This is a genomic window from Bacteroides sp. AM16-24 (assembly GCF_003471885.1).
In the GTDB taxonomy this organism is placed as follows: domain Bacteria; phylum Bacteroidota; class Bacteroidia; order Bacteroidales; family Bacteroidaceae; genus Bacteroides.
This window is the reverse complement of the sequence record NZ_QRKI01000006.1, coordinates 160,691-175,442: the sequence shown is the minus strand read 5'-3', so window position 1 is coordinate 175,442 and position 14,752 is coordinate 160,691. Positions and strand designations below refer to the sequence as shown.

Here is a 14,752-nt window from a genome sequence, read left to right as displayed (position 1 = left end):
ACTTATATGCTACGAAAAAGAATATAAGAGAGATGAAATATAAGTTAAACCTATAAATAGAAACAAGCCTATGGAGAAGAAATCTATCTAACCGAGAAAATAGCCCTAATTACTATTTTAAACGGACTATCCTTACCCTATTTTTTGAGAGAACTATTTTAATTAACAACAAAATCATCAATCATTTATGAATGAAGAACGCAAAAAAAGAGGATTAGCATATAGCAAGTTCCTCACAGCAGTAGCAATCAGTGCACTGTTTTTAGGTAGCGGTAATGCGATGGCTACCCAACCTGCAAGCGGCAGATCCTTGGGCACGACAGAACAATTACAAGCAATAACTGTTACCGGTTTGGTTATAGACACCAATGGAGAACCAGTCATTGGCGCCAGTGTAGTGGAAAAAGGAACGACAAATGGTATTATGACAGACATTGACGGTAAATTTACCTTGAATGTACAGACTAATGCAATATTGAAAATATCATTTGTAGGTTATCAACCTCAAGAAATAAAGGCTACCAAAATAATGAAAATTATATTGAAAGAGGATACAGAATTATTGGATGAAGTGGTGGTCGTAGGTTATGGCACGCAAAAAAAAGCTAATTTAACAGGTGCCGTATCAACAGTAGATGTTAGCAAATCTCTTGAAGCTCGTCCGCAATCAGACGTATCAAAAGCCTTACAGGGAGTTGTACCTGGTCTTTCCATCATCAATTCTTCGGGTGCAATAAATAAAGAGCCTACTATCACGATCCGTGGTACCGGTACTTTGAGCAATGAAGCCAAAAGTAATCCGTTGATTATAGTAGATGGTGTTCCGATGGATGATATTACTTATCTAAACACACAGGACATCGAGAACATTTCTGTACTGAAAGATGCTGCTTCCACGTCTATTTATGGTACGCGGGCTGCATTTGGTGTGTTACTTATCACCACCAAAGCTGCTAAAAAAACAGATAAGATTACGATTAACTACACCAACAACTTTGCATGGGAAACGCCGACTGTGATGCCTAACTATCCGGATGTTCCTACACAAATCAGAGCATTGGGAGCGGCGAACAAACGCACCAATTCCGAAAATGAATTGTTCGGTATGATGTTGGATGATATGTTGCCTAAAGCAGAAGCTTGGAGAGATAAGCATGGAGGTAAAAAAGCCGGATATCGTGAAATGGTATTAGGCGAGGATTTTGATATGGATCCTAATACGGGAATTGGGCAATATTATGCCGATTGGGATGTTGTGGGTATTATGTATCGGAATTGGAAACCTTCTCAAAGCCATAATATTTCAGTTCAAGGTACCAGCGGCAAGACTTCTTATTACTTATCTTTAGGTTATAATGAAAACGAAGGAATCATGAAATTCAATCCTGACAAGATGAATAAATGGACTGTAAACATGAACGTCACTTCTGACATAACCAAATGGTTACAGATAGGAGGTCGTTTCAGCTACAGCGACAAAACATATAATACTCCGGCAACACAACGTTCTACGTATCAATACATGTGGCGTTGGGGCAGTTTCTTTGGCCCCTATGGAACCTACAATGGAATGGATATGAAAAATGATATTGCTTATCGTAAACAAGCCGGAGAAGATAAATATAACAATACATACACCCGCTTAGGAGGTTTCTTGAAATTGAAAGTTATGAAAGGGCTAACAGTGAATGCCGATTATACATTTAATGTTATGAATGGCTTCAACCGCACTTCCGCACTTCCTGTTACAGGTTATAACTCATGGGGTGGAGATATCCGTACTCCAATTGAGTTAGTTCCGGCTTCCAAATCGTATGTTTACCGTGATTCAGAACGTGACCAGTCTTATGCTTTAAATATTTATGCTAATTACGAATTTAACCTTGCCCAGAAACATAACTTTAATGTAATGGTTGGTGGTAACGCCGAAGAGGGAGAGAATGAAAAATCCACGTCAAAACGTCTGGGATTGTTAGATCCCAATCTACCGGAATTTAACTTGGCAACCGGCGACCAAACAGTAGGTGGTTTCCACAACGAATGGGGAGCTTGCGGCTATTTTGCCCGTATCAATTATGACTATAAAGGGATTTGGCTTTTAGAATTGAACGGACGCTATGACGGTTCTTCTAAATTCCCTGAAGCAGACCGTTGGGCATTCTTTCCTTCCGGATCGGCTGGCTATCGCATCAGTGAGGAATCTTTCTTTGCCCCCATCAAAAAAGTTGTTAGCAATGCAAAAATCCGTGGTTCATACGGTGAAATCGGCAATCAAGCCGTAGGTAGTAATATGTATATTTCCACATTGTCAAAGTATACAGCTACCAATACACACTGGCTGGATAATAGTGGAGTAAAAGTTGTGACTTATGGCATGCCGTCTTTAGTTTCTTCTACACTAAAATGGGAACGAATCCAAACACTGGACTTGGGAGCCGATTTGGGATTCTTGAATAATGATGTAAATGTATCATTCGACTGGTATCAACGTACCACGAAAGACATGTTGGCTCCGGGACAGACAATGCCTGAAGTGTTGGGAGCAAGTGCTCCGAAGATTAATGCCGGTACATTGCGCACTCGTGGTTGGGAATTGAGCATTGACTATCATCACAAATTCAATGAACTTTCTGTTTATGGTAATTTCAGTATCGGCGACTTCAAGACTATCATTACCGAGTGGGATAACGATACTCGTCTCTTAAACACAAATTTCAGCGGCAGAGTATATGGCGACATCTGGGGTTTTGAGACCGAACGGCTATATCAGAAGTCTGATTTTGAGTATGATGCTAATGACAAGTTAGTAAAAGTATATGTAGATCCCGATGGCAAAGTTGTCCCGAAAGGTACCGAAAAAGCAATTGAAGCTTATAAACTGAAGAATGGTGCCTACCAGCATAAACTGCAACAAAAAGGATTCTTGTATGAACCGGGAGACGTGAAATTCAAAGATTTGAATGGCGATGGTAAGATTGATGCAGGTGAGGGTACTCCTGAAGATCATGGCGACCTGAAAGTAATAGGTAATACCACTCCTCGTTACCAGTATAGCTTCCGTTTAGGCGGCGAGTGGAAAGGCTTTGACCTTGACATGTTCTTCCAAGGTGTAGGTAAACGTTCTGTTTGGACTACCAGTTATTTTGTAATGCCGATGATGCGTGGCACTGATGCAATTTACGAGAATCAGACGGATTACTGGACTGAAGATAATACGGATGCTTTCTTCCCAAGTCTTTATCCGGGGAATACCAGTCAGGGAACTATTTCATCCAGTATCATTCAAGGTGGTAATCATAACTTCTATCCCCAAAGCAGATACTTGGTAAATATGGCTTACCTACGTTTCAAAAACTTGACTGTTGGTTATACATTACCTCGTCAGTTGACTCGCAAGGCTTATCTGGATAAAGTGCGCATTTATTTCAGCGCTAACAATCTTTGCGAACTGATTAATAAGAGTAACGCACCGGTTGACCCGGAAATCAACGGTTCTGATACTGGTTCATTGACGGATGGTAAATGGGGTACCGCAGATCCTATGACACGTACCGTATCCTTTGGCGTGCAAGTAACTTTCTAAGCTCAGCTACTAACAATTAGAAAAAAGTAAGTATGAAAAAGATAAATATATTATGCCTGTTGTCGCTTCTGGTTTTTGCAGGTTGCGATGATATTTTGGATAAAGGTCCACTGGATACTTTTACCAATACCAATTTTTGGAAAAACGAAGGGAACATTTCCGGTTATGCTAATGCTTTTTATGAGGACTTTACCGGCTATGGCAATGGTACCGGCTTTGGTGATTTCTATTATAAAACACTTTCAGATGATCAAGGAGCCAGCTCTTTTGCCCAATGGACTTATTTGACTACCCCGGCAACTTCAGGAAACTGGAAGGACTCTTATGTAGATATTCGCCGTGCTAACATCATGATAGAGAAAGTAGCGGAAACGTCTATGAATGAGGAAGCTAAGAATCATTGGATAGGAGTTGGTCGCATGATGCGTGCATGGGATTATTACCACTTGGTACGTATGTATGGCGATGTCCCTTATACAGATAAAGCACTGGATATTACAGATGAGGGTGTTTTGTATGGTCCACGCAATAACCGTGACGAAGTGATGGATAAAGTTCTGGAAGATTTGAATTTTGCTTGTGCCAATATAAGAGATGTATCGTCTAAAAATACTTGGAGCCGGAATTTAGCCTATGCCATCAAAGCGGAAATTTGTCTGTATGAAGGAACATTCCGCAAGTATCGCAAGGCGGAAGATTATCAAACAGCACCAGATATAGAAGGCGCAAAGAAATATCTGAAAGAAGCAAAATCGGCTGCCGCTTATATCATGGGGAAAAACTACAAATTAGGTGATACCTATCAAGGACAATATAACTCTACTAATTTGTTTAACAATTCAGAGATTATATTCTTTAAGCAATACAAGAAAGATATCTTCTCACATTCGTTGATTGACTATACTTGTAGTTCCACACAGCTTAATGGCATGTCGAAGAATGCATTTGAAGCTTATTTATTTACCGATGGCAAGCCGTTGGCATTGACTTCAGAGGACAAAAGTGATCTTCCTAAACTAATAAAAAAAGGGTCTGCAGGAAGCGTATTTTCTATCTCTCACCTATTAAAGGTACGTGATAAACGCCTGGAACAGACTATTGACTCTGCTGTGTTCTATGTAGGACGTGGTTTCACACGCTTCGATGTAGGAATGGCCATGTCTTCTTCTACTGGTTATGGAGTGAGCAAATATGATAATGAAGAAATTCCCGTAAATTATCGCAATCAGACGGGTTCCAACTACACCCACGGTCCGCTTTTCTGGTTAGCTGTCATATATCTGCAATATGCCGAAGCTGCTGCCGAGCTTGCGGATGCCGGAGGTGAGGCTATTACACAATCCGATTTAGATAAGACGATTAATTTATTAAGGGATCGTGTCGGCTTGCCGCATCTCAATCAAAATGTAGGATTTGATGACCCCGCCAATAATCATGGCGTGAGTTCATTAATCTGGGAAATTCGTCGCGAACGTCGCTGTGAACTCATGTTTGATAACTGGTTCCGTTATTGGGATTTAATTCGTTGGCATCAATTGGACAAACTGGATTCAAGCATAAACCCTGATATTCTTTTAGGAGCTAACCTTAGTGCTGACCCGGAAATTGCAAGTAATAAAGATGTGACATTAAAAGGGAATTATATGGATGCCTCACGTGGGCAGACACGCACATTTGATAAAAGACACTATTGGTATCCAGTACCAACAGGACAGATAACTCTTAATCCACAATTAACTCAAAACAGAGGTTGGGGAGACTAATTGAAAATATGAGGGATTAAACTAGAACTGACAGATAGAGTAATTTCCTAATCATCAAAAAAAATAGCGTCCATTCACTTTGTTTATTCTCAAGGTGAATGGACGCTTTATTTGTGTTATTGTTATTTCATCATATCTTCCAATGAAAGCCCTTTCTGAACTAAATTATATTGTGTAAACTCTTTGGGTAGATTAGCTATCTTCTCTGCCAAGACAGTATAATTTATTTTATTCGGATTACGCTTTACCTCAGCAACAACACCACTCTTCTCGAAATCATTCAGTGCAATCAGATCAATCTCATTTTCTCTTTTAGTATTCCAATAGTTACCCACTTGGGTAACATTCATGGTTTCTGCAACTCTTTCCCGAAAATACCTTTCCAACATCCATCCACTATATTGTACGTAATGGCTTTTGATATATTCGTTTAGCTGGCTGTATTTTTCCAGTTCGATGGCGGACTGATGAGGGTAAATAAAGCGAAACCAGAAATTAAGAAAGTTATCGGACATAAACCAGCGTAGATTTCTGGTTCCCGGTTTAGCTAAAAGAGGAAGCTGTCTTTGAATGAGTGAATAATCTTCGCTGAGATTTTTCAGATAAGGACCGCTATTTTTTCCAATGATACTGTCTATTTCACTCTGCCGTGTGTTTCCCGAAGCAATCAGTTGTAAAACAGAGAAATAGGTACTGTAATCGCGTCCGAACTCTTGTATTAGCATATCTTTACCTTCCGTCAAAAGTGGGGAATCGGGTTGAGTCAGGAAATCAATCATCGAATCTTTGGTGAAAGCACCAGCATCCATTAGCAAGCTTACGTATTTAGCCACTCCACCGGTCAATGTGTATAGGCACAACAAATCTTCCGGCGTAAATGTGGGGTTGTATTCTTGCATAATTTCAATAAGCACGGAAGTTTTAAATGGCTTCAGTATGAACTTAGAAGTTAGGCGGCCGAACAATGGTTCTTTATGATCTTCAAAAATCTGCCTCATTAAAGAATAAATAGAACCACAAACGACAAAGTTTATTTTTGCTTGAGAAGAATATTGGTCCCAAATGTTCTGTATATCACTGAAAATTGACGGATTGACACGGTCAAAATCTTGAAATTCATCGATAATGAGAGTAAAATGTTCTCGTGAAGCATATTGCATTAAGAGTTCGAACAAATCAACGAAACGAGTAGGATTACCATAAATAGGGATAGATAGCTTATTCATTATTTCTTTTTTGAAAGCATCGCATAATAAAGCTTCATTGGTACGTGAAACAAATAAGTAAATATATCGTTTTCCCTCAAGAGCTTTCCGCAACAAAGTAGTTTTACCCACACGACGACGCCCCATAATAACAGTGAAACAGGCAGAAGAAAGCTATTTTTCTTCTGTCCGTTGGATCAACTTTATCTCTTCTTCGCGATTATAGAATCTCATAATCTATTAAAGTATTATTAATTAAACCTCCTCTAATTAAATAGCCATTAATTTAATATCCATTTAATTATCACAAAGATAAAAAGTAAGAGGCAATAAACAAATGTTTATTAGATAAATATTAACCAAAGGGAACCATATATCAACAAAATAAGCCACTCATTTATTTGCAAATTAATAATTATAATACTAAAAATAATAAAATAAGTGTTTTTGATATTAAAATAAAGTCTATCTTTGTTGCTACGAAAATCCTCCTTAACAATAATACTATTATGAAGAAACTTCTGCTACTGGCTCTTTTATTGTGCAGTGCCTTCTTGTGTCAAGCGCAAAAAGATCGAATCATTTTGGGTGACGAACAGACTTCCGAGTATTTTCCCATCCTGAAAGATAAGAAAATCGCTATATTCTCCAATCATACAGGAATGATAGGAGACAAACATTTATTGGATGTCCTTTTAGAAAATAAGTTCAATGTAGTTGCCATTTTTTCACCGGAACATGGATTCCGTGGAAATGCAGATGCAGGAGAACACGTATCCAGTTCAGTAGACTCAAAAACGGGTGTACCTATCCTTTCACTTTATGAAGGTAAAGATAAGAAGCCAAGTAAGGCTTCAATGCAAAAGTTCGATATATTAATAATAGATATACAAGATGTAGGGCTACGCTTCTATACCTATTATATAACAATGTGTAGGCTAATGGATGTTTGTGTGGAATATAATAAGAAAGTCTTATTGTTAGACCGCCCCAATCCAAACGGACATTATGTAGACGGACCGATTCTGGATATGAAATATAAATCAGGTGTGGGATGGTTGCCGATTCCTATTGTACACGGAATGACATTAGGGGAACTTGCATTAATGGTAAATGGAGAAGGCTGGTTACCCGGTTCACGCAAATGTGATTTAGCTGTTATCAAGTGTAAGAACTATACACACCAGACAAAGTATCAGTTGCCAATTCCTCCATCTCCTAATCTGCCGAATATGAAGTCGATATATTTATATCCGTCTACTTGTTTCTTTGAAGCAACACCTGTCAGCTTAGGCAGAGGGACTTCACTGCCATTTCAGGTGTATGGACATCCCAATATGACCGGATATAATTATAGCTTCACTCCAAGAAGTATTCCCGGAGCAAAGAATCCGCCTCAGTTGAATAAACTATGCCATGGCGTAGATCTGAGCAATATGAGCGATGAGGAGATCTGGAAGCGAGGAGTAGATTTAACCTATGTCATTGACGCCTACCGTAACTTGAATCTGGATGACCATTTCTTCCGCCCGTTCTTTGAGTTGTTAGTGGGAAGAGATTATGTACGAAAAATGATTAAAGAAGGAAAAAGTGCTGATGAAATTAAAGCCATGTGGAAAGGTGATGTTGAAAAGTTCAAGGCACAACGTAAACCATATTTGCTTTATGAAGAGTAAGTTTATTACCGATATAAATTGTCCAATCGTAAAATAATAGTATGAGCCCGATATCCGTTATTATCACCATTGCCGCTTATTTTGTGATACTGTTCACTATATCCTACATAGCCGGTAGAAAAGCCGACAATGAAGGTTTCTTCGTTGGTAACCGTAAATCGGCCTGGTATGTTGTGGCATTTGCCATGATTGGGTCCAGCATCTCCGGAGTGACGTATGTATCAGTGCCGGGCATGGTAGCTGCCAGTAGTTTTGGTTATCTGCAAATGGTATTGGGATTTGTTGCGGGACAACTAATCATTGCATTCGTATTGACGCCACTGTTCTATCGGATGAACTTGGTGTCCATCTATGAATATCTGGAGAATCGTTTTGGTATGTCTTCCTATCGGACAGGTGCATGGTTCTTCTTCATATCTAAGATGCTGGGAGCCGCAGTACGTTTGTTCCTCGTATGTTTGACACTGCAACTGCTGGTATTCGAACCGTTTGGATTACCTTTCATTTTGAATGTAGCTATTACCGTAGCATTAGTATGGCTCTATACGTTCCGGGGTGGAGTAAAATCCCTGATCTGGACAGATTCACTCAAAACATTCTGCCTGGTGGTATCGGTAGTTCTTTGCATCAGTTATATTGCTTCTGATCTCAACCTGTCGCTTAGCAGTATGATTAGCACCATTGCAGATAGTGACATGTCACGCATCTTCTTCTTTGACGATATAAACAGCAAGCAGTATTTCTTCAAACAATTCTTTGCCGGGGCATTCACAATGATTGCCATGACAGGACTGGATCAGGACATGATGCAACGTAACCTCAGCTGCAAAAACTTCAAAGATTCACAGAAAAATATGATTACGAGTGTTATATCACAGTTCTTCGTAATTCTGCTGTTCCTGATGCTGGGGGTATTGCTTTACATCTTTGCTGGTAACCAGGGTATTCAGGTGGAAAAGAGCGATGAACTCTTCCCGTTGATAGCCACCGGTAACTACTTCCCTGCAGTTGTAGGTATCCTGTTTATCATCGGACTTATTTCTTCGGCTTATTCCGCTGCCGGCTCAGCACTGACAGCTTTAACAACTTCCTTTACAGTAGATATCCTCGGGACAAAAGGCAGGACGGAAGAAGAAATCGTAAAGATACGTAAGCGGGTACATATTGGCATGGCTGCAATTATGGGTATCACGATATTCGTATTCAACCTATTGAATAACACAAGTGTGATCGATGCCGTATATATACTGGCAAGTTACACATACGGTCCCATCCTCGGATTATTCGCATTCGGTATATTCATGAAACAGCAGGTTCGCGATAAATATATCCCATTGGTAGCCATCCTTTCCCCTATCCTTTGCTTCATCCTGCAAAAGAATTCGGAAGCCTGGTTCAATGGGTATCAGTTCAGCTACGAACTGTTGATATTCAACGCTCTGTTCACGTTTATCGGACTCTGTCTGTTGATCAGAAAAGATAAGAACTAATAATTAACTTAATACATCATCCATGAATGTAAGACTTCATTTTTTGTTCACTTTGCTCACCGCCTCCCTGATCCCCCAGACGGGAGGCGCGCAAGAGCTTTCGACGGATGTCCGCCAGAAAATCGGTAAGTTTCTGGACGCAACTGCACGGAAAGAGGTTTCCGTAGGACGCATCCGGATTGACTCTGTTTCCATTGAAGGAAATATGTTGCAATTGTTTGCTAACATAAACTGTGCATATATTCCTTTCCGGGAAGATAATGTGACAGAGATTTATCAAGGTGTGCAGGCACTGCTTCCGGCAGAGCTTTCAAAGTACAACCTGCAAATCCGCACGAATAAGCGTAGCATTGAAGAATTAATTCCCCAAGCACTACGCAGTAAAAAGGACAAAAAAGCCAAAACATTCAATCCTGCCGGAACAAAACCCTTAGTAACGGCCCTTTCTACCCCCTATACCCCTACAAATGGCTTAAAGAACCGTCACATTGCCTTGTGGCAGAGTCACGGCTTCTATTATGAGCCTAAACTGACACGTTGGGAATGGCAACGCGCCCGCATCTTCCAGACGGTGGAAGATTTATATACGCAAAGTTATGTACTGCCTTTCCTGGTTCCCATGTTGGAGAATGCAGGAGCTAATGTGCTGATACCCCGTGAACGGGATAGTCAAATAGCAGAAGTTGTTGTAGACAATGACGGTTGCCTTCACTCCCGTTCCGTTTATACAGAAAAGACAGGCGATAAGAACTGGATGCAAGGTACTGGTGAAGGTTTCGCCCATCTGCGCGATCAATATATCAATTTTGAGAACCCATTCCGTGAAGGAACTTTCCGCACAGTTGAGACGGTAAAAGGTAAGAAAGAGAAAGAAAGCACTGCCGAATGGATTCCTGAACTTCCGTCAACCGGACAGTATGCCGTTTATGTATCCTATAAATCATTGCCAAACAGTACGGATGATGCTCTTTACACTGTTTATCACAAAGGAGGAGTATCCCAATTCAAAGTGAACCAACAGATGGGTGGCGGCACCTGGATTTATCTGGGTACATTTGGTTTTGATGCCGGAAAAAGCGATGCCGGAAAAGTTGTTTTAAGCAATCGTTCTGATAAAGCCGGACGTATCGTTACCGCTGATGCCGTAAAAATCGGAGGTGGTATGGGAAATATAGCACGCCGTATCTCTGATGCAGGTGCCACAGAGAATATTAAAAGTTCGGACGGCAATGCTGCCATAGTGCATAAAGAAATGCCGAAGATAAATTACCCGTATGAGATAAGCGGTTATCCCCGTTTCTGCGAGGCAGCACGCTACTGGCTTCAATGGGCAGGTATTCCGGACAGTGTCTATTCCGACAGTCAAGGTAAGAATGACTATACAGACGATTACAAATGTCGTGGTATCTGGGTGAATTACCTTGCCGGTGGTTCTACGGTTAATCCGACAGAACAAGGACTGAATATCCCGGTAGATATGGCTTTCGCCTTCCATTCAGATGCAGGAACCACGCTAAACGATTCCATCATCGGAACACTGGGTATCTACTATACCAACGTTTACAATGAAGAATACGCCAACGGAGCATCCCGCTATCTGGCACACGACATGACAGACCTGATTCAGTCAAATATCGTACGGGATATCCGCAGCCTATACGAACCGGATTGGACACGCCGCGGTATGTGGAACCAATCCTACTACGAAGCACGTGTACCCCGTGTCCCCACTATGTTACTGGAATTACTTTCTCACCAGAACTTTGCAGACATGCGTTATGGTTTAGATCCACGTTTCCGTTTTACGGTAAGCCGTGCAATCTATAAAGGTATGCTGCAATTCATTTGCTCGCAATACCACATGGATTATATTGTTCAGCCGTTACCTGTCGACAATATGGCATTGAAAATGGTAGGCGAGAATGAAATAGAGTTGACCTGGCAACCCGTAGCCGACCCACTGGAGCCAACGGCAAATGCTGAAAAATATATAGTTTATACCCGCATCGGAGATGGCGATTTCGACAATGGTGTGTTGGTAGATAAGAATACCTATCGCACTGCCCTCCCTGCCGGCATGGTATGCAGCTATAAAGTAACTGCCGTCAACAAGGGCGGAGAAAGTTTCCCGTCCGAAATACTCTCTGCAGGACGTGCACTTAATAGTTATAAGCGATTAACGATGAGTGATAAGCAAACAAACGCTAATCACTCAGATATCGTACTGATAGTAAACGGCTTCGACCGCATCAGTGCTCCGGCAGATTTTGTTGCACCTGCTCCCGGTGATACTTTACTTGCCGGTTTCTTAGATGATCTAGACCACGGCGTACCTTATCTGAAAGATATCAGCTATATCGGTAAGATGAAAGAATACCGCCGTTCCATTCCATGGATGGACGACGATGCTTCCGGCTTCGGAGACAGCTATGGCAATTACGAAGATAAAGTAATCGCCGGAAACACATTCGATTATCCCGCTATTCATGGAGCCGCTATTTTGAAAGCCGGATATTCTTTCATATCTTGCAGCGATGAAAGTGTGGAAAATAAAACTATGAACCTGAACGACTATAAGTATGTAGACCTGATATTGGGTAAAGAATGTCAGACTAAAATGGGATGTGGCGGTGTGAAGCCATTAGAGTTCAAAACATTCAGCCAACCTATGCAGGAAGCTATCACCGCATATTGCGGACAAGGCGGAAACATCTTCGTTTCGGGTGCTTATGTTGGAACCGACCTTTGGGACAATCGCCTTGCCCCGGCTCAGGAGTCCGATAAGAAATTTGCAACAGAAGTCCTGAAATATAAATGGCGCGTGGGGCAGGCAGCTACAGAGGGTAAGGTGAAATGTGTAGCTTCACCGTTCCCCGCCCTTTCAGGCAACTATACATACCATAATGAACTGAATGCAGACAGCTATGTAGTAGAATCACCGGATGCCATCGAACCAGCAACCAAAGATGCATACACCGTTATGCGCTATTCGGAAAACAACCTGAGTGCCGGAGTAGCTTACAAAGGCGACTACAAGACTTGCATACTGGCTTTCCCGTTCGAAGCATTACGCACCGCCTCTGAAAGAGAAATGTTAATGGATGCCATCCTGACATTCTTCAGTGAAAAAACAGATTCATTCAAACAATAATATACTAAAACCAATCATCATCTATGAAGCGAAGACTTTTAATAATGTTCCTGTTGGGGTGCCTGCTACCGTTCGCGGTACAGGCACAACATGGCACATTCCGTTTTGCACAAATAACGGACATCCATTTCAGCCCCAACAATCCCAACCCGACGGAAGACTTGCTACGTTCCGTCGCGCAAATAAATGCGACAGACAGTATTGACTTTGTTTTGGTTACGGGCGATATCACTGAAGAAGGCGACCGTGCCACTATGCTGAAAGTCAAAGAGACATTGGATTTACTGAAAGCAAAGTATTACGTGGTCCTCGGTAACCATGAAACCAAATGGAGCGACTCCGGTTGTACTGCCTTCGGTGAGATATTCGGCGGCGAACGCTTTGAATTCAAGCATAAAGGCATCCTGTTTCTAGGTTTCAACTCCGGCCCGTTGATGCGTATGGCTTACGGACATGTTGTTCCGCAGGACATCCGTTGGATGACGGAAGAGATCGATAAGTTTGGAAAAGATAAACCGGTTATACTCGTCACACATTATCCGTTACTGGATGGAGATGTGGATAACTGGTATGAAGTAACAGATGCAGTACGCCCCTATAACATTCGTCTGTTCATCGGCGGGCACTATCACCGTAACCGGGATTTGCGTTATGATGGCATTCCGGGTATTTTGATGCGCAGCAACCTGCGTGATAAAGATGGAAAACCGGGATATGGTATCTATGATATAACGAAAGATTCAATCCTCGTCTACACTCAACGCATCGGCGAATCGAAAAAACAATGGGCTGCTTTCTCGCTGGCTCAGCCCTATTATGATCGTAATGGAAAAGCAGAGAAATACCCCGATTTTTCAGTCAACACAGAATACCCGAATGTGAAAGAACAGTGGATAGTACAAACCGGTGCAGGCATCTATTGTTCACCTGCAGTAGAAAAAGAAAAAGTGTTCGTCGGAGACGATATGGGTTATCTGACTTGCTATGCCTTGAAGAATGGAAAGAAACTATGGAACTTCCAATCCGGCAAACGCATTGTAGGCACTCCGGCTGCGGCAGACGGTGTAGTCGTATTCGGTTCTGCCGACCGTAACATCTACGGTCTGAACAGCAAAGACGGAAAACTGCTGTGGACTGTAAAAGCAAAAAGCCCGGTACTGGGTGCGGTAACCATTGAAAATGGAATTGCCTACATTGGTGCCAGCGATTCTACTTTCCGTGCAATTGATATCCATACAGGTAAAGTAATCTGGGCATATACCGGTGTGAAAGGATACATTGAAACCAAACCACTGGTAACAGCCGACAAAGTGATCTTCGGTGCCTGGGACAATACCCTCTATGCATTGAATAAGGCAGACGGCAAGGAATTATGGAAGTGGACAGGCGGTTTAACGCGCATGCACTTCTCACCCGCAGCCGTATGGCCGGTAGCTGCAGAAGGCAAAGTATTTATCACCGACCCGCAACGTGCCATGACGGCTATCAATATAGAAAATGGAGAAACAGTATGGCGCACTTTCCAGTCTATGGTACGTGAAACGATTGGTTTATCGGAAGACGGAACGCGCGTATTCAGCAAGACTATGAACGACAGTATTGTCTGCTATGCCACACAAAGAGATCAACCCCGTGAATTATGGGCAAGTAACGTCGGCTTCGGATACGAACATGCACCCTCTATGCAAGTGGAAAAGGGAGGTGTAATGTTCGGCAGTACCAAGGAAGGATTGATCTTTGCTTTGGAAGCCCAGACAGGTAAAGTCTTGTGGAAACATAAGATAGGTAACTCACTGATCAATACCGTAGTGCCGCTGAACGGGCAACAGGTATTGTTCACCGCCACCAGTGGCGAAGTAGGACTGCTACGAGTTAAAAATTAAA

General features: G+C 41.8%; 7 protein-coding genes. 6 read left to right on the top strand and 1 reads right to left on the bottom strand.

The window, feature by feature from the left end:
- Positions 1–187: 187 nt before the first annotated feature.
- Positions 188–3,583: a TonB-dependent receptor gene (locus DW182_RS09460; protein ID WP_118295342.1), complete on the top strand. Its 3,396-nt coding sequence runs from the start codon at positions 188–190 to the stop codon at positions 3,581–3,583.
- Positions 3,584–3,615: 32 nt separating this feature from the next.
- On the top strand, positions 3,616–5,346 hold the full coding sequence (locus DW182_RS09455) for a RagB/SusD family nutrient uptake outer membrane protein (protein WP_118295341.1): 1,731 nt from the start codon (positions 3,616–3,618) through the stop codon (positions 5,344–5,346).
- Between the two features lie 122 nt (positions 5,347–5,468).
- Here DW182_RS09455 and DW182_RS09450 read toward each other — a convergent pair whose 3' ends face one another.
- Positions 5,469–6,701 carry an ATP-binding protein gene (locus DW182_RS09450; RefSeq protein ID WP_255421289.1) on the bottom strand — a complete coding sequence of 411 codons (1,233 nt, stop codon included), beginning with the start codon at positions 6,699–6,701 and terminating at the stop codon, positions 5,469–5,471.
- Between the two features lie 359 nt (positions 6,702–7,060).
- On the opposite strand from DW182_RS09450, the gene DW182_RS09440 reads away from it, so the two are divergent.
- Genes DW182_RS09440 through DW182_RS09425 form a run of 4 tightly spaced genes read left to right on the top strand, consistent with a single transcriptional unit; the run spans position 7,061 to position 14,751 of the window.
- Positions 7,061–8,227, top strand: a complete 1,167-nt coding sequence (locus DW182_RS09440; RefSeq protein WP_118295340.1) for an exo-beta-N-acetylmuramidase NamZ domain-containing protein — start codon at positions 7,061–7,063, stop codon at positions 8,225–8,227.
- Positions 8,228–8,268: 41 nt separating this feature from the next.
- Positions 8,269–9,717, top strand: coding sequence for a sodium:solute symporter (locus tag DW182_RS09435; protein WP_117707978.1), 1,449 nt, complete (start codon positions 8,269–8,271; stop codon positions 9,715–9,717).
- 22 nt (positions 9,718–9,739) lie between these two features.
- Positions 9,740–12,868 (top strand): xanthan lyase, encoded by a 3,129-nt coding sequence (locus tag DW182_RS09430; RefSeq protein ID WP_118295339.1) that lies wholly within the window; start codon positions 9,740–9,742, stop codon positions 12,866–12,868.
- 23 nt (positions 12,869–12,891) lie between these two features.
- A complete protein-coding gene (locus tag DW182_RS09425) occupies positions 12,892–14,751 on the top strand; it encodes a PQQ-binding-like beta-propeller repeat protein (protein WP_118295338.1) in 1,860 nt (619 codons plus the stop codon).
- Position 14,752: the final 1 nt, after the last annotated feature.

Coding starts and splice junctions, on each gene's coding strand:
- DW182_RS09430 (WP_118295339.1), top strand. CDS start 9,740: ATGAATGTAAGACTTCATTTTTTGTTCACTTTGCTCACCGCCTCCCTG.
- DW182_RS09460 (WP_118295342.1), top strand. CDS start 188: ATGAATGAAGAACGCAAAAAAAGAGGATTAGCATATAGCAAGTTCCTC.
- DW182_RS09435 (WP_117707978.1), top strand. CDS start 8,269: ATGAGCCCGATATCCGTTATTATCACCATTGCCGCTTATTTTGTGATA.
- DW182_RS09440 (WP_118295340.1), top strand. CDS start 7,061: ATGAAGAAACTTCTGCTACTGGCTCTTTTATTGTGCAGTGCCTTCTTG.
- DW182_RS09455 (WP_118295341.1), top strand. CDS start 3,616: ATGAAAAAGATAAATATATTATGCCTGTTGTCGCTTCTGGTTTTTGCA.
- DW182_RS09425 (WP_118295338.1), top strand. CDS start 12,892: ATGAAGCGAAGACTTTTAATAATGTTCCTGTTGGGGTGCCTGCTACCG.